Below are 19673 nucleotides of genomic sequence, written 5' to 3'. Positions count from 1 at the left end.
TATTATTATATAATTTACATTTTTGCATTTTTTATGGAATCAAACTCGTCTAATATTTCCTGTTCCGGAGCTTTCGTAAGCAGGCTGACAACAATCATAAAGATTGAGGCAACAATGAAAGCCGGAAGAAGTTCATAAATATCCCATATACCACCCAATGGTCGTACGATAAACTTCCAAACAAATACCATAATTCCGCCGATTATGATAGCTGAAATAGCTCCGTATTTATTGGAACGTTTCCAGAATAAAGCAAATAACATTACTGGACCAAATGTTGCACCAAAACCGGCCCATGCAAATGAGACAATCGTAAATACGTTGCTATTTGGGTCAGAAGCAAGGAATACTCCGATAATAGCAATAACGATTACAGAACATCTGGCAACAATTACTTTTGCTCTTTCAGATAATTTGATACCGAAGACACCGTCCATCAGGTTTTCTGTAACGCTGGAAGAGGCAGCAAGTAACTGTGAGTCGGATGTTGACATGGTGGATGCTAAAATACCGGATAAAATAATGCCGGCTATAATAGCAAAGAAGAGACCGTTTTCACTTAGCGCGCGTGCAATCTGTACAATAATTGTCTCAGAATCTGCAAGATGTGGAATGACTCCTGCATTAGACATACTAAATCCTATAACACCGATTGCAAGTGCAATCATCATGGCAATTGCAACCCATATACTGGCAATTCTTCTGGAAAGCTTCAGTTTATTGCTGTCTTCGATAGCCATGAATCTTAATAAAATATGCGGCATACCAAAATATCCAAGTCCCCATGCAAGTGTGGAAATTATTGTGATAATTCCATATGGGGAAGAAGTTCCGGTTTCGGCATTATATGATGCATTTAAATCTAAAAAGCCAGGTAAATCTTTCACATTGGAAATAACCGCATCGATACCGCCTACAGAAGAGATTCCAAATACAATTACAATAATTAATGCAATTGACATAATAATACTCTGAATAAAGTCGCTTGTACTTGCGGCAAGGAAGCCTCCGAGAGTGGTATATGCAATGATAACGATAGCGCTGATAATCATTGCCGTCATATAATTAATTCCAAATAGCGAGTTGAAAAGTTTACCACATGCGGCAAATCCTGAAGCGGTATAAGGAACGAAGAAAATAATAATGATTAATGCGGAAACGCATTTTAAAACTTTTTTATCACGATATCTGTTTGCAAAAAAATCAGGTATTGTAATAGCGTCACCGCAGATAACAGAATATGTTCTTAATCTTTTTGCTACGATTAACCAGTTTACATATGTACCGGCAGCAAGTCCCACAATTGTCCAGAAGACATCGCACACACCGGTGAGATATGCTAAGCCCGGAAGTCCCATAAGCAGGTAGCTGCTCATATCGGATGCTTCCGCACTCATGGCAGTAACGAAAGGTCCAAGTTTTCTTCCACCCAGGTAGAAATCTCCTGTGCTGTTGTTTTTTCTGGCATAATAAATACCTATGCCAATGACTAATGCCATATAGGCAATAATGGAAATAAGTATTCCAATTTCTGATGTTGTCATATAAATTCTCCCTTTGTATATTTTTTTAGTTCTTTTCTATTTTATATAAAATCGTTGCTTTAGGCAAGGGAAAATGAATATTTATGAATAAAGAGGAAATATTAAATAGTGAAAAAATAGAAATGAGGTGATTTTGTCATGGGGAGAATGTTAGGAAGACAAAGCGTAGTGTTCGATAATCCTCCAAATATCATTGAGGGAGCATCGATAGTCGGGCAAAAAGAAGGAGAGGGACCTCTTGGAAAACTATTTGATGTAGTGGAGCAGGATCCGATGTTGGGAATGGATACATGGGAGGAAGCTGAGAGTTTATTACAAAAAGAGGCAATTCAGAAAGTTTTATTTAAATCAAATCTTAATAAAGAAGATATTAGATATATTTTTGCGGGAGATTTATTAGGGCAGTTAATCGCTACTACGTTTGGAATTTTAGAGTTTGAAATTCCGTTTTTTGGTTTGTATGGCGCATGCTCCACGATAGGAGAAGCTTTAAGTATCGCGGCAATGACCGTAGAGGCAGGAAACGCAGAAAATGTTATTGCTATAGCATCAAGTCATTTTGCCAGTGCGGAGAGACAATTCCGATTTCCTTTAGCTTATGGTAATCAGCGACCTTATGCAGCTACATGGACAGTAACAGGGTGTGGCGCAGTGATTGTAGGAATGGGCAAAGGATTTGCAAAAATTACAGGAATAACAACGGGCAAAATTGTAGATTATGGTGTGAAAGATGCTCAGAATATGGGGGCGTGTATGGCGCCGGCGGCGGCAGATGTGATTTATCAGCATTTTAAAGATTTTAATTCTTCACCAAATGATTATGATAAAATTATAACAGGCGATTTGGGAATTGTAGGTAAAACAATTCTTTTTGATTTATTAAAAGAAAAGGGATATGATATATCAAAAGTTCATATGGATTGTGGAATAGAGATGTTTGATGCAAGCACGCAGGATACCCATGCAGGTGGAAGTGGATGCGGATGTGCGGCAACTGTTCTGACGGGCTATGTATTTAAACAGTTAAAGAAAAAAGCATTTAAGAGAATATTATTTATTCCAACAGGAGCGCTGATGTCACCGGTAAGTTTTAACGAGGGAAACAGTGTTCCGGGAATTGCACATTGCGTGCAGATAGAGGTATAGTTAAGAAAAGAGGGGAAATATGATTTTTATAAAAAGTTTTTTGGTCGGCGGTGTGATATGTGCAATCGTTCAGATTTTTATTGATAAAACAAAATTGACACCTGGAAGAATTATGGTTGGTCTGGTATGTCTCGGCGTCGTCCTTGGTGCAATAGGACTATATCAGCCGTTTTCAGACTGGGCAGGATGTGGGGCTACCGTTCCGCTTCTTGGTTTTGGAAATAATTTATGGAAGGGTATGATGAAGGCAATAGAAGAAGGCGGAGTGTTGGGACTGTTTAAAGGTGGTTTTACCTCCAGTGCAGTTGGAATTTCAGGAGCACTGATTTTTGGATATTTAGCATCTTTAATTTTTAAATCAAAAATGCAATAAAATGCAAAAAATATGCATAAATATAAAAAATAGAATGCCAAAATTTACAAAATTTCATGAGAACTTAATTTATTAAAGAAAAAACACAAAATGCCTTATTTAATTAAGTTAAAAAACACAAATGCTTGATAAAATTAATCTTTTATAATATAATTTTAATTGAATGTGCTGCAATTTTAGAGCATTGAAAAATATGTAGGTTAGTCTTATGTATGAGAGGCTTAGGCGTCTAAGATGAGACGTTAATTAGAGAGGCGTATATGATTATACGCGGCACATGAGATTAAGTAAAATTATATTTAAGAAGGAGGACTACAGAATGTCATATGTAGACGAGGTGTTGGCAAAGGTTCATGAAAAAAATGCCAGCGAGCCAGAATTTTTACAGGCAGTTGATGAAGTGTTAGAGTCACTTAGACCTGTAATTGAAAAGAACGAGGAAAAATTTAAAAAGGAAGCTTTACTTGAAAGAATCTGCGAGCCGGAAAGACAGTTCAAGTTCAGAGTTCCTTGGGTGGATGACAAGGGTCAGGTACAGGTTAACACAGGTTACAGAGTACAGTTTAATTCAGCAATCGGACCTTACAAGGGTGGTTTAAGACTTCATCCATCAGTTAACCTTGGTATTATTAAATTCCTTGGATTTGAGCAGATTTTCAAAAATTCTTTAACAGGACTTCCAATTGGTGGTGGTAAAGGTGGTTCTGATTTCGACCCTAAGGGAAAATCAGACAGAGAAGTTATGGCATTCTGCCAGAGCTTTATGACAGAGCTTTGCAAATATATTGGGGCTGATACAGACGTTCCTGCCGGTGATATCGGAACAGGTGCCAGAGAAATCGGTTATATGTTCGGTCAGTACAAGAGAATCCGTGGCGTATACGAAGGGGTTCTTACAGGTAAAGGACTTACATACGGTGGTTCTTTAGCAAGAACAGAAGCTACAGGCTATGGATTACTTTATTTAACAGAAGAATTAATTAAGTGCCATGGTGAATCTATGGAAGGCAAGACAGTAGTTGTATCAGGTGCTGGTAATGTTGCTATCTATGCTATTCAGAAAGCACATCAGATGGGTGCTAAGTGTGTGACATGCTCCGATTCAACAGGTTGGATTTATGATTCAGAAGGAATCGATGTAGAACTTTTGAAAGAAGTTAAGGAAGTTAAGAGAGCAAGACTTACAGAGTATGCTGCTGCAAGACCATCAGCTGAATATCATGAGGGTCGTGGAGTATGGCAGGTTAAGTGTGATATCGCTCTTCCATGTGCTACACAGAATGAATTACATCTCGATGATGCAAAACAGTTAGTGGCAAACGGATGTAAATGTGTCTGCGAGGGAGCAAACATGCCTACAACAATTGATGCTACAAAGTATTTACAGGAAAACGGTGTATGGTTTGTCGGTGGTAAGGCTGCAAATGCAGGTGGTGTTGCCACATCAGCTCTTGAAATGTCACAGAATTCAGAGAGACTTTCATGGACATTCGAAGAAGTTGACGCTAAATTAAAGAATATCATGGTAAATATTTATCATAATATTGACGATGCAGCTAAGAGATATGGTTTTGAAGGCGACTACGTTGTAGGTGCTAACATTGCCGGATTTGAAAAAGTTGCTGAAGCTATGACAGCTCAGGGAATTGTTTAATTATAAACTTTAAAATAATCAAAAACAGCGGCAATAGCCGCATACAAAAAACAGTCGACAAAATAATGTCGGCTGTTTCTTGTATTTTCTAAATTAATTAATCTTCTTCCGGTTTAGCTGTGGCCGGTGAACCATTATCATCTCCATCTTCCTTATCTTTTGGTGATTTCTTTTTAGAAAAAGTATCTTTGTCGGTTTCTTTTTCTGTTTCGGCATTTCCAGCTTTTGTTGTGCTATCTTCCTTAGTATCATAATTGTTATTATAAGCGGAATGCCAGCTGCATTTATCAGGTTCACTGCCTTTGACAAAATATTCTTTGTGTGTCTTTGGACAAACACCCTTAATTGCAACCTTTCCTGAGGAATCACAAATTGTATATTTCTTGACACTCTCTCCGGTAGCAAAATCTTTGGCTTTATATTTTTTAACTTCATTTATCTGGTTCATTACTTTTGCCCAAATTTTTTCATGATAATTCTGGCTTCCCGTCAGAGCGGTGTTCTCATCATACCCGGTCCAGATTGAGGCTGTAAGGTATGGAGTATAACCGCAGAACCATAAATCGTAGGCGCTGGAAGTCGTACCGGTCTTTCCGGCTGACGGCATACCATTTGCAAGCTGACAAGGAGTACCGGTTCCCTCTTTTACGACACTTATCATAGCCTGTGTCAAAAGATAAGCTGTGGAATCCTTTAAAATAGTTTTGGTATTTGGTGTTGTATTATCTAAAATGATACGTCCGTTACTGTCGATAACCTGCGAGTAAAATACAGGTTTTGTATATTTTCCGGTATTTGCAATCGATGCATAAGCCGCGGTCATTTCCAGATTTGTTACACCGTCGGTAATGCCGCCTAACGCAAGAGGCTGATTAATATCCGAAGAAATGGAACCGTCTTTTTCCACACGGTTATCTACCAATGTAGTAATACCAAAATTTAACAGATAGTCATAACCAAGCTGAGGTGTAATGGCAGTAAGAGTTTTTACTGCGCATACATTCATTGATTGGGCAATTGCCTGTTTTACGGTTACGGTACCTTTATAGGTATGATTCCAGTTTTCAACAGGTCGGCCGCTGCTATAACTATATGGTTCATCAACAATAGTAGTAGTCAGAGTATATCCCATTGTGTCAATAGCAGGTGCATATGTGGATAAAACTTTAAATGTAGAACCCGGCTGTCTTTTAGAGTTTGTTGCTCTGTTTAAAGACAAACTAACATTTTTCTTACCGCGCCCACCAACAATCGCTTTTACATATCCTGTAGTCTGGTCCATTACCGTAAATGAAGCTTGTGGCTGTGGATTATAGTAGAGAGTCTCGTATTGGGTATATCCGTCTTCCTCTTTTAACCCTTTTTTATAATATTTTTTCTTAAGGTGTTTTTTATAATCTTTGACACACTGTTTTGCAATATCTTTGGAAGAAAAAATTAGTTTAAACTTTGATTCTCCAAGAGAATTTTTGTGATAATTCAATATATCACTCTCATCAAAATTATCTACCGTTCCATCGGGATTTTGTACTGACCATGCCCAATTGATGGAATAACTGATAGGATAAGGATAATTTTCTTCGTTGGATAATTCATTATCACAAATTTTCTGGATTTGAGAGTCCTGTGTTGTATAAATTTTTAAGCCGCCGCTGTATACAGCATTATAAGCCTGATTATAAGTGTATCCCTTTGTTTTTTGTAAATCATCCATTACCTGTTTGACAACTTCGTCCACAAAGTAAGAATAAACTTTATCATTTTTCTTTTCTAATTTATTGTTTACTTTCTGAATGCGGGCATACACATCATCAGCCATAGCTTCATCATATTCCTTTTGTGTGATATGATTTGCATCGCGCATATTGCTTAAAACCTTTTCGCGTTTCTTGGCATTCTTTTCCGGATTCGTGATAGGGTTGTATACCTCAGGGCTGGAAGTGATTGCTGCGATAACTCCGGCTTCGGAAATTGTAATTTTACTCACGTCCTTGTTAAAGTATCTCAGAGATGCTGCCTGTACCCCTAAGGTGTTTGCTCCCAGATTAATGGTGTTTAGGTATGTCTCTAAAATTGTTTCTTTTGAAGTTACTTTCTCTAACTGCACTGCCAGATATTGTTCCTGAATTTTTCTCTTAAGAGAAGACATAAATGAATTTTCAGACGTCCAGTCTGTAAATACATTATTTTTTAATACCTGCTGTGTTATTGTGCTGGCTCCCTCTGATGCATGTAATGTAGTGGCTGCAATAAAGGCAGCTCGTCCAATACCCTGAATATCGATACCGTTATGGTCATAGAATCTGGCGTCTTCGGTGTCGACAAATGCCCATCTGAGATGTGTTGGAACCTGGTCCAGTGAAACTTTTATACGGTTAGAACCACTGGTAATAAGTTTGGCAATCTCCTTATTATTGGCATCAAATACTGTTGTCGAGTAAGAGGAAGGAACAATCGATACGTCATCTATGGAAGGTGCGCTTTTGATAATTCCGTGTACAATACCGAGCAGCAGAAAGCCAATTGTTAAAATAAGAAGTAACATTATATATAGAAATATTTTCAAAACTGAAACAAGAGACTTAGACATTACTTTTTTTTGTACGGAAACTAAGTCTTTTTGTTTGGTCATCGTCTCCTTATATCCGAAATTCATTATATAATCTCCTATTCTTCGAAAAATGATTACAATTATTATAGCAAAAGGATATGATTTAATAAAGGGGAAAAATGTCGCCCTATGAAAAGTTCATTCTTCATTCCATATTATAATTGTGTTATAGTATTGGAGAGGTGAATACATATGAATGAATTTTTTATTGTGAGCAAAAGCGGCGAGGGTGAGATTGTAGAAAAAAAGTCTAGGTTTATAGCACATGTTATTCCTGTGGAGACTGAGGAGGAAGCTCTTTTTAATATTGAATTAATAAAAAAACAGTATTGGGATGCGAGACATAATTGTTTTGCTTTTGTAATAGGAAGAAACAACGAAATCCAGAGATTCAGTGATGACGGGGAGCCGCAGGGAACTGCAGGGAAACCCATTTTAGAGGTGTTAATAAATGGAAACATTCATAATACATTAATTGTTGTAACCAGATATTTTGGAGGAACGCTGCTTGGCACAGGCGGACTTGTCAGAGCGTATGGTTTGTCATCAAAAGAGGGGTTAAAAAATGCACAGGTAATGCGGGTGTGTTCGGGTGTAGCGTTTACAGTGGAGACGGATTATAACAGCATTGGAAAAATAAAGTATATTATGGGACAGTTCAACATAAAGGCACAGGAAGAGTATGGTGCAGGTGTAAAACTTTCTATAGAAATGAAAAAGGAAGATTTTGCTAATTTTAAAAACAATATAGTAGATGTGACAAGTAATCAGGCGGTGTGGAGTGACGTGACAGAAATTGATTACGGAGAACCTATTATAAATAAGTAGATATTGAAAAAAAATTATATTGTGATACAATGCGTAAGGATGAATTTGTAATAACCAAAGGAGATATAGAGATATCATGATAAGAGAAGATGTTAGAAATATTGCCATTATTGCCCATGTCGACCATGGAAAAACAACATTGGTTGACGAACTTTTAAAACAGAGTGGTGTTTTTAGAGAAAATCAGGAAGTGGCAGAACGTGTTATGGATTCCAATGATTTGGAGCGGGAGAGAGGAATTACTATCTTATCTAAGAACACGGCAGTTACTTATAAAGATACAAAGATTAATATTATCGATACTCCGGGACATGCCGATTTTGGCGGAGAAGTTGAACGTGTATTGAAAATGGTAAACGGTGTAATTCTCGTAGTGGATGCATTTGAAGGTGCTATGCCTCAGACAAGATTTGTGTTAAAGAAAGCATTAGAGTTGAGCCTTCCTGTAATTGTCTGCATCAATAAGATTGACAGACCGGAAGCAAGACCGGATGCTGTGATAGATGAAGTCCTTGAATTATTTATTGAATTAGATGCAAACGAAGAACAGTTGGAATGTCCTTTTGTTTTTGCATCTGCAAAACAGGGGTTTGCAAAACTTGACATGGATGATGAAGATGTGGATATGAAACCATTATTTGAGACAATAATAGATTATATTCCGGCTCCCGAGGGCAATCCGGATGAGGATACACAGGTACTTATCAGTACAATCGATTATAATGAATATGTTGGCCGTATCGGTGTTGGCAAGGTAGATAATGGAACGATTAAAGTAAATCAGGATGTAACCCTGGTAAACTATCATGACCCGGAAAATACAAAGAGGGTAAAAATTAGCAAGCTTTATGAATTTGAAGGATTGGATAAGAAAGAAGTGACAGAGGCTACAGTGGGAGCTATTGTGGCTATTTCAGGTATTGCGGATATCAGTATCGGAGATACGATATGTTCTGTGGAAAATCCGAAGCCAATTCCGTTCCAGAAAATTTCTGACCCGACAATATCTATGAATTTTATGGTAAATGATAGTCCTTTGGCAGGTCAGGAAGGAAAGTTTGTGACATCGCGTCATATCAGAGACAGATTGATGAGAGAGTTAAATACAGATGTATCACTTAGAGTAGAAGAGACCGGGGATATGAATGCATTTAAAGTATCCGGTCGTGGTGAACTTCACTTATCTGTATTGATTGAAAATATGAGACGTGAAGGTTATGAGTTTGCTGTAAGTAAGGCTGAGGTTATTTACAAGGAAGACGAACGCGGTAAGAAATTAGAGCCTATGGAACTTTGTTATATTGATGTGCCGGATGAATTTTCAGGGGCAATTATCGAAAAATTAAGTAACAGAAAAGGTGAGTTGCAGGGAATGGCTCCAACGGGAGATGGTTATACAAGACTTGAGTTTTCTATTCCTTCCCGTGGACTGATTGGGTATCGGGGTCAGTTCCTTACAGACACTAAGGGAAATGGAATTATCAACACTGTATTTGATGATTACGGTCCTTTTAAGGGAGAAATTCAGTACAGAAAACAGGGCTCTCTAATTGCTTTTGAGGCAGGAGAAGCAATTACCTATGGTCTCTACAATGCGCAGGAGAGAGGAACCTTATTTATTGGACCGGGAGAGAAGGTTTATTCAGGAATGATTGTAGGTCAGACAGGAAGAGCGGAAGATATTGAAGTTAATGTCTGCAAGACAAAACATCTCTCAAATACGAGAACATCAAGCTCAGACGAAGCTTTACGATTGGTTCCAAAGAGAGAATTAAGCCTGGAACAGGCATTGGAATATATCGATACCGATGAATTGTTAGAGATTACACCGGAGAGCTTGAGAATCAGAAAGAAGATACTTGACCCGACGCTTAGAAAGAGAGCAAATATAAGAAAGCAGAATAGTTAATTATGGAGATAAAAGAAATATTAGAAAGAGTAGACCATACACAGTTAAATCCGGGTGCAACATGGCAGCAGATTCAGAAATTATGTGATGAGGGAATGCAATATAAAACCGCATCTGTCTGTATTCCGCCATCTTTTGTAAAGAGGGCAGCAGAATATGTGGAGGGAAAACTTCCCATATGTACTGTTATTGGATTTCCAAACGGTTACAATACGACTGCCATAAAGTGTGCTGAGGCAGCGGAGGCAGTAGAAAACGGTGCGTCAGAGATAGATATGGTTATCAATTTAGGCTGGGTAAAGGAAGGCAATTATGATGCTGTGTTTAGTGAAATCAATAAAGTGAAGGATGCATGTCACGGCAGGCTGCTCAAAGTAATCGTTGAGACATGTCTTTTGACAGAGGATGAGAAAGTCAGAATGTCTGAAGTTGTTTCCATGTCTAAAGCAGATTATATTAAAACATCTACAGGATTTTCTGTTGGCGGTGCAACTTTTGAGGATGTTAAAACACTTGTTAAAAACATTTCAAACAATACTAAAATTAAAGCAGCAGGTGGTATAGGCTCAGTAAAAGAGGCTGCAAAGTTTATTGAACTTGGCGCAGAAAGGCTGGGAACAAGCCGAATTATTCAGGAAATAAAAGAATAACATAAAAATGTTTAGAAGAGAGGATGTAAAAAATTCTCTCTTTTTTATTTGTAATATATGCATAAAACATTAAAAAAATAAAAATGTTTTTTGTCACTTTTGTATAAAAACTGTATTGACTATATGGAAAAATAATGTAATATTAACTTTGAAAGGGCTTGGATTAAAAAATATAAAACAATATTTTTTAAGGGGGTCTTCTATGTTTAAGAAGTTATTATCAGTTCTATTGACATGTTTGATGATAGTATCAATATTACCATCAGGCTTGTCGGGAACACAGACACAGGCTGCCGCTACATGGCGTAGTGCATTATATCCTGAAAATTGGGAGTCGGGATACACAAATAGTAGTGGGCAGTTTTTACATGATTTTTCATATGCCGGTTATGAAAAAGGAGAAAAAGATTTGCCCACAGAGATGTCGGGTAAGTATGCCAATGTAGTTGATTACGGCGCAGACGCAACCGGTACCAATGATTCTACAAGCGCGATTCAGAGCGCAATTAATGCCGTTGAGGCAGCAGGCGGAGGCACTGTTTATCTTCCGGAAGGAACATTCAAAGTAAAGCCTTCATCTAATGAATATTCAGCAGCTCTCAGAATTAAAGGAAGCAATATTCTCTTTAAGGGAGCCGGAGTTGGAAAGACCTTTATCCGATGTTATGCTGAAAATATGAGATATTGTCAGGTCATTAATGTATCTCCAAACGGTGCGACATGGGATAGTGCGGATGATGGAAAAACCTATTACTTAACACAGGATGTTCCGGAGGCGCCGACAACAACGATTCATGTCAATGATGTGAGCAATTTCAAAAAAGGCGACTGGGTCATTATCAGAAGCAACAGAACTTCAGCGTGGATTAATGAACATGGAATGTCCGGGTTCTGGTCAGAAAGTGTCAATGCATCTACAATGGGTGTGACATTCTACAGACAGATTACATCGGTTAATATATCGGCAAAGACTGTCGAAATTGATATCCCTACAAGATATTATATGAAGACGAGAGATAATGCCAGAATTTATAAGGTAAGTCCAAAGCAGTCGAATGTGGGATTAAGTGATTTTTCAATTGGAAATAAGTCAAACAGTAATTCTAACGGATGGGGAGAAGAGGATTATAAGACAAGTGGAACCGGAGCTTATAATACAAATAATGCATTTCTAATTAAGTTTTCATTGAATATAAACTGTTTTGCAAAAAACATAGCGACATATCAGGCGGGAAACGCTAGTCGGGTTCATATGAGTTCGAACGGTCTTGACATTAATAAGACAAGAAACTTAACAGTAGACAGTTGTGATTTTAGCCATCCACAGTATGAAGGTGGCGGTGGAAACGGATATGGTATGAATATATGCGGACAGGAAACATTGATTAAAGACTGTTCATCCACAAGTGCAAGACATAGTTTTTCGTTTAAGTATTCTTATGCAAATGGGAATGTAATTTATCATTACACATCGACAGACCCAAAGTATGGCAGTGATTTCCATATGTATTTGAGTATGTCAAATTTGATTGATAATGAAGAATTAAACGGTGATTTTGTAGAGTCAAATGTCAGACCATATGGAGGAACTGCCGGAAACAGACACGGATATACTTCAACACAGACTGTTTTCTGGAATACAAAGGGAAACCGTTATAAATCAGGAAATAATTATATTATTGATTCCCGTCAGTACGGATATGGTTATATTATCGGAACACAGGGAGCTGCGACGGCAGTTAAGACAACACCGACAACAATGAGTTCTCAATATGGAACCGTAAATACTGCACCGGAAGATTATAAAGAGGGTATCGGGACCGGCAGTACATTATCTCCGCAGTCGTTATATTATGACCAATTGGCGAAAAGACTTGGCGGCAGTACAGAACCGCCGGCAGTGACGAATCAGATTCCGGGAACAGTATCTGTAGGAGCATATACATCAAAGTCAGACGGAATTACATTTAACAAGACGGGAGATATACTTTACGCAGGAAACTTGAATAGTAATTCGTATCTGGATTATACAATTAATGCAGCGGAGTCAGGAAGTTATCAATTAAATTTCAAGTTTGCAGCAGGTAATACACAGTGGAATGCAAAAAATATGTTGATAAAACTTGATGACCGGACAGTAGCAACAGTACCGGTGCAGGGAAGTACAGATTGGGAAATATTTATAGACCATACTGTTACAATTAACATTACTTCCGCAGGGCAACATAAATTATCTATCGTAGCAGATGGCGGCTCATGTAATGTAGCAGATTTTACAGCACAAAAGGTAGATGATTTTACGACAGAGCAGACTACACAGCCTGAGGAAATAGCCACACTGCCACAGGAAAACATTACCACTTCGGCGAATAGAGTTGTAGGATATTTACCGTCTTATCGTTCAGGAACAATCAATAGTATCGATTTTTCAGCATTAACGCATTGTGTATTGTCTTTTATGACTTATGCAAATGGCACATTAACATCGGGATTTGATGCAGGAACAACACAGAATATTGTAAATAAGTGTCATCAGAATGATGTTAAGGCTTTGATTGCTATTGGTGGCGGTGGAGGATTTAACACCAGTGATAATCCATTTGGTACCACTGCAAAAAGGACAAGTATCGTAAATCAGATTATGAATTATGTAACCCAAAATAATTTGGATGGTGTAGATATTGATATTGAAGTTTCTGATGCAAATACATGGAGTAATTTTGATTCGTTTATCAGTGAGTTATCAGGAAGATTAAAGGCGCAGAATAAACTTCTGACTATGGCAGTGTCTTCATGGTTTACAGGTTCTATTCAGAATAGTACATATAATTATTTTGATTTTATTAATCTGATGACCTATGATGAAAATGCGGGAAACGGTCCGGTTGCATCCATGAATTTTGTAAATAATCAGCTTTCTCATTACAGGAGCAAGGGAATTGGTGATGACCGCTTAGTCATTGGTGTACCGTTTTATGGATATGGACCAGGGGGATACAGTGATGCATTTACTTATGCAGAGATTTTAAGTGCGAATGTAAATAACAGATGGTCTGATACAGCGACGGTGAACGGAAAGACTGTGTATTATAACGGTGAGAATACTATTAAAGAAAAGGCAGAACTCAGTAAGTCCTATGGCGGTATCATGATATGGGAATTAGGACAGGATTCTTTTGGAAGCAATTCCCTGTTGAAAGTAATTAAAGATACAGTATCTACCGGAACAGGGGTAAAAGACCCGACAATTACAGATGTTCCGGGAACGGTTGCCGTAGATGCTTATGTATCAAAGAGCAGCAACATTACAATGAACACAGGGGGAACAAAATATGCCGGAAACCTAAAGGACGGTTCAACACTTGATTATTATATAAGAGTTCAGGAAAAAGGAACTTATACATTCAAGTTGAAACTTGCAGCAGGTGATGCACAGTGGAATGCAAAAAATATGCTTATAAAGCTGAACAATCAGACAACAGCGACGATACCGGTGCAGGAAAGCAGTGGTTGGGAAAATTTTGTTGAACATACAGCAGAAATAGCTTTCCCGGCAAGGGGAGAATATAAGATTTCGCTTACAGCAGAGGCGGGAGCAGTCAATGTCGCAGATTTTACAGTTACAAAACATGAAGAAACTACGACGGAACCGTCTGTCTCAAAAGAAATGTATATTGAAATGAATGGTCATCAGATTAGTACAACGCTTGGCGGATTTAGAACTGTCTATTCAGTATATGACCCGAATGATGAAGTTTCAGAGGTTGGACTCGTATATGGTCTTGGAAAATATGCGACAGAGAATGAGATGACCATAGACAGTCAGAGTAAATATGTCACAAATCATAAAGGTACTATAGAAATCGGGCGGTTGGATAATTTTACCTTTGGTGACAATCCGGATGCCTCAAGTTATGCCATGACAATGACATTTGGTAATGTACCGGCAGATTTTTATGGTGAAAAGATGATGGTCAGGGCGTATGCAAAGATGAAAGATGGAAGTGTGAGCTATACTGCCATAAACGCTACAACAATCTATGATGTAGCAGATGTGCTTTATCAGAACAGAAAAATGACGAATAAAGATTCGCATGATTACTTATATCAAAATATTCTTTCAAAAGTTCAGCCTTCTTATAAAGAGGTAGACTATGATTGGGGAACAACAATCGTAAAAACACAGTAAAATAAAAAACCTGTTTGCGTATTTTTCAGCAAGCAGGTTTTTCTGTGATTGTGATACCGCTTTCGGTGATTATTTTTTGGTAATAAAAAAATTGCTTGACATATTGTACCAGTCTAACTATAATACAATTGTACTAATTGAGATAGTACAATTAATTCGCGAATAATACAATCGAAAGAGTGGTATAGGAAAATGTTAGAGACAAGAAGTTTAAGAAAGAGTTATAAAACAAAAAAAGGCGTTACAGTGGAAGCCTTAAAAGGTATATCCCTAAAGTTTCCGGAAAAAGGAATGATATTCCTTTTGGGAAAGTCAGGAAGTGGAAAATCAACGCTTTTAAATCTCTTAGGTGGCTTAGACAAATATGATGATGGAGAGATTATTATAAAAGGTGTTTCATCTAAAGATTTTAAACAAAGTCATTTTGATTCTTACAGAAATACATATGTAGGATTTATTTTTCAGGAATACAATGTATTGGAAGAATTTAGTGTTGGCGCCAATATTGCTCTTGCAATTGAATTACAGGGGCGCAAAGCATCGGATGAGGAAATCAGTAAAATATTAAGAGAAGTGGATTTAGATGGTTTCGGAGATAGAAAACCAAATGAGTTATCCGGTGGTCAGAAACAAAGAGTTGCTATCGCCAGAGCTTTGGTAAAGAAGCCACAGATTATTATGGCGGATGAACCGACAGGGGCTCTCGATTCGAATACGGGAAAACAGGTATTTGATACATTGAAGAAATTATCAAAAGAGAAGCTTGTGATTGTGGTCTCTCATGACAGGGAATTTGCCGAAATATATGGTGACAGAATTATAGAGCTTGCAGATGGTAATGTGATTTCAGATGTTGAAAGAGTATCGGAGGATGATTCAGATTTTGATGCAGGAATACAATTTGAGGAAGATGGATTTATCATATCAGAGGGATATCATCTTACAGAAGATGACAGAATTGCCATTAACGAGTATATGGATAGTGTGTCAAAAGGTATCAAAGGAAAAATAAGAGCAGCTAAGAAGGGCAGTGGAAGATTTAAGGAAACGAATCAGCAGGATATCGATTATGTAGATGGAGAATTTAAGTTGATTAAGTCAAAGCTTCCAATGAAAAACTCCTTTAAAATCGGTGCAAGCGGATTGAAACATAAGAAGTTTAGGCTGGTGGTAACCATTGCTTTATCATTTGCAGCATTTGCGATGTTTGCCTTAGCAGATACTTTTGGAAATTATAATCACATAAAGACATGTACAAATTCTATCTCAGATTCTAAAATACAGTATGCTTCCGTTTCTAAATCCGTTTATGTAGATGAGGACGGATTTGGATGGTGGGATGAATGGAGCCATAAACTGACAGATAAGGATTTAGAAAAAATAAGCAAGGATACGGGAAGACAATTTAAGGGAGTGTATGTACCGGATGAAGAGGGCAGTGCATTGAGCAATCTGGACGAAAGTAAATCGTTGCTTGAGAGCTTATCGGAAAACGAGTCATATTGTGCTTATGCAACAAAATTTCAGGGATTTTCGGATATCACGAAACAAAGTCTGGACGATTTCGGTTATAAATTGTTGGAGGGAGCATTGCCGGATGGCAGCAAAAATGAAATTGCTATCAGTGAATATATCTATAAAACCTATGAAAAAATGGGTTATATGGATGGAAAAAATCTGGTTAAAATCGGTAACTATAAAGATATGATAGGTAAAAGCCTGGAAATACAGGGAAATAAATATATTGTGACAGGTATTATAGATACAAAAGTAGATTTTAACAGATATAAAAGTATTGGGGAAAGTACAAAGGGAAAAACGAATGCTCAGACGCTTGCGATGTTTGCCTTGAGCAGAGAGTTAGATGGAATACAGAGATATAGTTTAGCTACCATTGCTATGACCGGGGAAGGTCATGTGGAAAAGATGTTGCACAGTAATGATAAATCAGTTTCCATCGACGGATTTTATATGGATTTAAGCAATAATTCTTATAATTTTTATGCAGATTCCATCACAAAACTGTCTGATGTCGATGCATCGAAAATCACATGGGTAAATGGAGAAAAGAAAAAATTAGCGGATAATGAGATTATTGTTCCTGACTGTCAGATATACAACAGTGATAGTCAGGTGGACAGCAAGAAATTATTAGAGTATTTGAAAAATGACCCATCTTTTAATTTCGAATATGGAATGTATAATGAGGAGAGTAAGGTTGAGAATAATTGGAAAATTGTAGGTGTTATAAAGGCGAATGAGGAGCATAGTCCTTATGTAATACCGGATAGTCTGTATCATCAGGGTTGGGCTGAAAAACGTGGAAGTTATAATTTTGCAGTATCTTCTATGCCGGATAAAAAAGAGGATATTGAGAAGCTTGTAAGATATTGTTACACAAAAAAGGATAATGTAAAATATCAAATGCAAAATTCTGTTACATTTGAATTAGATACTGTGGATGAAGTGCTTAAGGTTCTGGCAAAAGTATTTCTATATGTAGGGTTAGGATTTGCGCTATTTGCAGCAATTATGTTGTCTAATTTTATTGCTACAAGTATTTCTTATAAGAAGCAGGAAATAGGAATCCTAAGGGCAATTGGTGCCAGAAGCAGTGATGTATTTAAAATTTTCTTCTCGGAAAGTTTTATTATTGCCATGATTAATTTTGTACTCGCAATGATTTCAACGGGAATGGTTACAGCATTGATTAATAGTGTAATAAGAAAAGAGGCTGGAATTTTGATAACGATTTTGAATTTCGGTCCGAGACAGATATTATTACTGTTAGTAATAAGTATCGGTGTTGCAGCAGTTGCAAGTTTTATACCGGTTTATAAGATTGCATCGAAAAAACCGATAGAAGCAATTAGAAATAAATAAAAAACAGTGTGGTGTTGGCAAATGCTGACACCACTTTTTGGTTGAAAAAAAATAAGAGACGTTATATAATTAAAAACATATCGAATATAAACTTTATGTAACTGAATATAATTCAAATACAGGGGGATACACCATGAATTATGAAAAGTTTACAAAGGAAGTAAAAAGAGGGCTTGAAAAACTGGTACAGGAAAAATTAGATGAAGGGATAGTGGTTATTAGAAATGTAACGAAAAATAATAATGTTAGAATGCGTGCAGTGAGTATTATGAGAAAATGCGATAAGGCTACACCCACGATATATTTGAGAGAGTATTATAATGAGCATAAACATGGAAAGGATATAGCAGATATATGTAATGAAATTTTTGATGTGTATTTACTTGGTCTCGATACTTTGAAGACGAACATAAGTATAAAAGATTTATCCGATTTTGATAAAATAAAAGAACAGATATATTATAGATTAGTGAATTATGAGATGAATAAAACGATGTTAAAAAGTGTTCCTCATATAAAATTTTTAGATTTAGCAATTATATTTTATATTATGGTAGCCTGTCACGAGGAAGGACAGGCCACAGCCTTGATTTATAACAGTCATATTGAACAGTGGAATAAGAGTTTTCATGAGATAAGGGATATTGCATTTCAAAATACATGGGAAAAATATCCACCGGTCATTAAGCGTATGGAAGATATTGTTTCGGAAATGCTGATAGAAGACATGTTAGCTGATGTTAATATGAATCAGAGTGAAGATGGAGAGATTGTGAGTGAAGAAACAAAATATGGTCAATATACTTATCATGAGGTCCGCGATATGATACGAGAGGAAGTAGAAAAGTTAAAATTGAATGAGAATATGGATATGTATGTCATGACAAATACTCTAAAAACGAATGGCGCTGTATGTATAACATATCCGGGAGCAATTCGTGAATTTGCTGAAAAGAAAGGAGAGGATATATATATTATTCCAAGCTCTGTTCATGAGGTTATTTTAATTCCCGGAGTGAGTTGGAATAAGGGGGATATAGACCGGATGATACATGAGGTAAACAAGACACAGCTCGAACCTGTTGATGTATTATCGAACCATGTTTATATTTACAGGAAAGATATTAATGAGATTGAATATTAAATAACTATCTTCTGAATAAATATCAATATAAAATTAAAATTATAGTTTCCTTAAGATTTTAGTTGCTTAATATAGTTTTCTAATGTAAAATATATTGGAATGTTAAAAATTGCATCCGTAGTTTAATGGATAAAACGCCGCCCTCCGGAGGCAGAGCTGTGGGTTCGATTCCCGCCGGATGCATTATAACATTACACAATAATTGTATTTTTACTGTTTTTTTGTTACTATATGTTTGAATATGTAATTTAAAGATAAAGGAGTGTATCTATTGTGAGCACTGAAAACAAAAAAAATCGAATCAGTTCAGAGCTGGAAGATTTATTAAAAGAGGTTGAAGAGGAACATAAGCAGACAAGGGCGGCACAAAGGGACAAAAAAGAAAAAAAGAAATCAAAATTGAGAATAGATATCATCATTGCAGTTTTATTGGCTGTAGTATTAGTGGCTGGAGTTATATTTCTGATAATTCATTTTACCGGAGATTCTTCAAAAAATTCTGAAAAACAGACGTTAGACAATCCGCTGGAAGATGAAAAATATCCTGAGATATCAGATGTAATAAAAAACTATATGAATGCATTTCTAATTGAAGATGAACAGAAGCGTTCTCAGGTATTAGCACAGTATGTAGGGAATATGTACGATATCAATAGCGTGAAACAGAGAACACATGTAGCAGGTTATAGCGATATAGAATGTTATACCAAGGAAGGTCCATATGATAACACATATGTAGTAT

12 protein-coding genes and 1 tRNA gene are annotated in these 19673 nt (G+C 36.9%); 11 read left to right on the top strand and 2 right to left on the bottom strand.

What is annotated here, in order from left to right; all coding sequences use genetic code 11:
• Positions 1-14 precede the first annotated feature (14 nt).
• Positions 15-1544 carry a sodium/proline symporter PutP gene (putP, locus tag Q5O86_RS10645; RefSeq protein WP_302627130.1) on the bottom strand — a complete coding sequence of 510 codons (1530 nt, stop codon included), beginning with the start codon at positions 1542-1544 and terminating at the stop codon, positions 15-17.
• A gap of 138 nt (positions 1545-1682) precedes the next feature.
• On the opposite strand from putP, the gene spoVAD reads away from it, so the two are divergent.
• The 3 genes from spoVAD (at position 1683) to gdhA (ending at position 4717) form a co-directional block, all read left to right on the top strand.
• Positions 1683-2690 carry a stage V sporulation protein AD gene (gene spoVAD, locus Q5O86_RS10640; RefSeq protein WP_302627129.1) on the top strand — a complete coding sequence of 336 codons (1008 nt, stop codon included), beginning with the start codon at positions 1683-1685 and terminating at the stop codon, positions 2688-2690.
• Between the two features lie 19 nt (positions 2691-2709).
• The gene (spoVAE, locus tag Q5O86_RS10635; RefSeq protein WP_302627128.1) at positions 2710-3063 is read left to right on the top strand and encodes a stage V sporulation protein AE; all 354 of its coding nucleotides are present in this window, start codon (positions 2710-2712) and stop codon (positions 3061-3063) included.
• 319 nt (positions 3064-3382) lie between these two features.
• Positions 3383-4717, top strand: coding sequence for an NADP-specific glutamate dehydrogenase (gdhA, locus tag Q5O86_RS10630; RefSeq protein WP_302627127.1), 1335 nt, complete (start codon positions 3383-3385; stop codon positions 4715-4717).
• A gap of 97 nt (positions 4718-4814) precedes the next feature.
• Here gdhA and Q5O86_RS10625 read toward each other — a convergent pair whose 3' ends face one another.
• Complete coding sequence (locus Q5O86_RS10625) at positions 4815-7373, bottom strand: transglycosylase domain-containing protein (protein ID WP_302627126.1); 2559 nt, start codon at positions 7371-7373, stop codon at positions 4815-4817.
• 147 nt (positions 7374-7520) lie between these two features.
• Between Q5O86_RS10625 and Q5O86_RS10620 the strand changes: the two genes are divergently transcribed.
• The 8 genes from Q5O86_RS10620 to Q5O86_RS10585 form a co-directional block, all read left to right on the top strand.
• Positions 7521-8156: a YigZ family protein gene (locus Q5O86_RS10620; protein WP_302627125.1), complete on the top strand. Its 636-nt coding sequence runs from the start codon at positions 7521-7523 to the stop codon at positions 8154-8156.
• A 76-nt stretch (positions 8157-8232) separates the two neighbouring features.
• The gene (gene typA, locus Q5O86_RS10615) at positions 8233-10065 is read left to right on the top strand and encodes a translational GTPase TypA (RefSeq protein ID WP_302627124.1); all 1833 of its coding nucleotides are present in this window, start codon (positions 8233-8235) and stop codon (positions 10063-10065) included.
• A gap of 2 nt (positions 10066-10067) precedes the next feature.
• The gene (gene deoC / locus Q5O86_RS10610) at positions 10068-10715 is read left to right on the top strand and encodes a deoxyribose-phosphate aldolase (protein ID WP_302627123.1); all 648 of its coding nucleotides are present in this window, start codon (positions 10068-10070) and stop codon (positions 10713-10715) included.
• 202 nt (positions 10716-10917) lie between these two features.
• Positions 10918-14904, top strand: coding sequence for a glycosyl hydrolase family 18 protein (locus Q5O86_RS10605; RefSeq protein WP_302627122.1), 3987 nt, complete (start codon positions 10918-10920; stop codon positions 14902-14904).
• Positions 14905-15096: 192 nt separating this feature from the next.
• Positions 15097-17787 (top strand): ABC transporter ATP-binding protein/permease, encoded by a 2691-nt coding sequence (locus Q5O86_RS10600; RefSeq protein ID WP_302627121.1) that lies wholly within the window; start codon positions 15097-15099, stop codon positions 17785-17787.
• 133 nt (positions 17788-17920) lie between these two features.
• A complete protein-coding gene (locus tag Q5O86_RS10595; protein WP_302627120.1) occupies positions 17921-18931 on the top strand; it encodes a DUF5688 family protein in 1011 nt (336 codons plus the stop codon).
• Between the two features lie 111 nt (positions 18932-19042).
• Positions 19043-19114 (top strand) — tRNA-Arg (locus Q5O86_RS10590).
• Positions 19115-19204: 90 nt separating this feature from the next.
• Positions 19205-19673: hypothetical protein (locus Q5O86_RS10585; protein ID WP_302627119.1), on the top strand; the 469-nt coding region annotated here is incomplete at its 3' end.

The sequence above is a fragment of the uncultured Eubacterium sp. genome, from assembly GCF_937958975.1.
Taxonomy (GTDB): Bacteria; Bacillota; Clostridia; order Lachnospirales; family Lachnospiraceae; genus Eubacterium_G.
Note: the sequence above shows the minus strand (reverse complement) of the source record. Positions and strands in the feature narration are given on the sequence as shown.

Bases quoted from the DNA above. Each gene is read 5' to 3' on its own strand.
- putP (WP_302627130.1), bottom strand. From the start codon at position 1,544: ATGACAACATCAGAAATTGGAATACTTATTTCCATTATTGCCTATATG.
- spoVAD (WP_302627129.1), top strand. From the start codon at position 1,683: ATGGGGAGAATGTTAGGAAGACAAAGCGTAGTGTTCGATAATCCTCCA.
- spoVAE (WP_302627128.1), top strand. From the start codon at position 2,710: ATGATTTTTATAAAAAGTTTTTTGGTCGGCGGTGTGATATGTGCAATC.
- gdhA (WP_302627127.1), top strand. From the start codon at position 3,383: ATGTCATATGTAGACGAGGTGTTGGCAAAGGTTCATGAAAAAAATGCC.
- Q5O86_RS10625 (WP_302627126.1), bottom strand. From the start codon at position 7,373: ATGAATTTCGGATATAAGGAGACGATGACCAAACAAAAAGACTTAGTT.
- Q5O86_RS10620 (WP_302627125.1), top strand. From the start codon at position 7,521: ATGAATGAATTTTTTATTGTGAGCAAAAGCGGCGAGGGTGAGATTGTA.
- typA (WP_302627124.1), top strand. From the start codon at position 8,233: ATGATAAGAGAAGATGTTAGAAATATTGCCATTATTGCCCATGTCGAC.
- deoC (WP_302627123.1), top strand. From the start codon at position 10,068: ATGGAGATAAAAGAAATATTAGAAAGAGTAGACCATACACAGTTAAAT.
- Q5O86_RS10605 (WP_302627122.1), top strand. From the start codon at position 10,918: ATGTTTAAGAAGTTATTATCAGTTCTATTGACATGTTTGATGATAGTA.
- Q5O86_RS10600 (WP_302627121.1), top strand. From the start codon at position 15,097: ATGTTAGAGACAAGAAGTTTAAGAAAGAGTTATAAAACAAAAAAAGGC.
- Q5O86_RS10595 (WP_302627120.1), top strand. From the start codon at position 17,921: ATGAATTATGAAAAGTTTACAAAGGAAGTAAAAAGAGGGCTTGAAAAA.